The organism is Okeania hirsuta (assembly GCF_003838195.1).
GTDB lineage: Bacteria > Cyanobacteriota > Cyanobacteriia > Cyanobacteriales > Microcoleaceae > Okeania > Okeania hirsuta.
Map to the genome: position 1 here is coordinate 1 of NZ_RCBY01000552.1, position 1,700 is coordinate 1,700.

Below are 1,700 nucleotides of genomic sequence, written 5' to 3' on the forward strand. Positions count from 1 at the left end.
GTACCATTGGTGGCCGAAAATTCAGGTTTAATTACTCCGATGCTACCGGATTTGATATTACAGATAATTTAGCCCTCTGAATAAACTCTAAATCTTGACGATATAAAAATTCTCCAACAACTGCTCCGAAAAAAGGTCCAATCAACATCCCTAATAAAGGTCCGCCAAATGGTAAAGCTGGTAATAGACCAAAAAAACCTAGTGCCAGACCAACGAAACAACCTATTTGTCCCCATTTGCTAGCACCTGACTGTTTTGCTCCCCAATAAGTAGCTAGAAAATCTATCAAAGTACTCAAAACCAGAACGGCGATCGCCATTCCTAATGCCCAACCCACTCCAGTAAAATTTTGAATAAAGCTCCAAACTAAAATCGCTGCTAAAATCAAACTAGAACCTGGCAAACCTGGAATTACAGCACCAGCAACACCGACCAACATAACTATTATAAGAAGCCAATAAATAATTACCATTAACATATTAATTAAAATCAAATTAATTAAAATCAAAAAAATTAACCTGTATTATTGATTCTAGTTAATTTCTCTCAATAAAGTATCTGTCAATTTCTCTGCTATTCCTGAAATCCAATTTTCATCTTGTTTCGTATAACTGCGAGGGGAATTTGCACCTAAGATAATTACACCATTCTTACCAATAGGTTGACAAATGACACCTTGAGTATTTTCTGGTAAATAATTAAATTCAATACGACCCGGATAAACTTTTAAATCTACTAAATAAATAGGTTTTTGTTTATTCAAAACTTGCTTGAAAATAGCTCCCGGTTCTACTTGTGAGTGAGATGGTAACATTCCTCTTTTTAATAAGACTTTGTTTTGATACCAAATAATAATAGTTTTAGTAACTGTATTAGTTAATAATAAACTAGAAGCCCAGGCAAGTTCATTTTTTGCTATGTCAGATAATTCTGGCAATAGTTCAAATCCTGATTCACCAATTAATTCAACAGTATCAGGAGAACGTGGTTGTATCTGTTGCCAAAGTAAACCAGTTAAAATTAAAAAAGCGCTTAAAATTACTCCTACAACATCAGAACGAGCTTGGGAAGCTAAAAGATTAGGGGTGAAAAATCGATTAACCATGAGTAAAGTTCCACCTAATCCTCCTACTATTATAGGTAACATTCGTAGGACTTGATTTTGGTCTGATTTAGCCATATTTTAAAGAATAAATTATTAAAGAAAGAGGGTTTAAATATAGTGTTTATATTTAAGAAATATGAATATATAGTAATATAATATAATTTAAGTTGTGAGATATTGGCAAATTTTAGGAAACAGGGAACAGGGAAGAAGAAAAAAAATCTATCATCTGAATATGATAACTGCTATACTTTATACTTTTAAGGAACAACTCAACTCTCACAACTTATTCCTGATTGCTATATAGTCTCTACATAAATTTTGAAAGCTATGATTTAACTCATTAAATTTATTGAAGAAGGAAAAAGTTGATTGAGGTAGTCTTTGACAAGCCACTTCGTGTCTGATAACTTCAAGCAATTGTAGACACAGCAGTTGAAGTGTGGAATCTTATACCCAAATATCACGCATTTTTGCTACATCTTCTTGAAAGCAGAGAGTAGAAAGTAGTTCAACAATTAATTATTAATTATTAATTATTATCTCTCCTTGAAAAGAAGAGGATTGATATCAAATCCGCCTAATTGCACATATA

2 protein-coding genes are annotated in these 1,700 nt (G+C 32.4%); both read right to left on the minus strand.

Translation table 11 applies throughout. From position 1 onward, the window contains the following. Window positions 1-31 precede the first annotated feature (31 nt). Entirely contained in the window at window positions 32-508 is a 477-nt protein-coding gene (locus D5R40_RS32760) for a DUF456 domain-containing protein (RefSeq protein WP_375339449.1), read from the minus strand. A gap of 24 nt (window positions 509-532) precedes the next feature. Further along, the gene (locus D5R40_RS32765) at window positions 533-1,180 is read right to left on the minus strand and encodes a cofactor assembly of complex C subunit B (protein WP_124146529.1); all 648 of its coding nucleotides are present in this window, start codon (window positions 1,178-1,180) and stop codon (window positions 533-535) included. Window positions 1,181-1,700 lie beyond the last annotated feature (520 nt).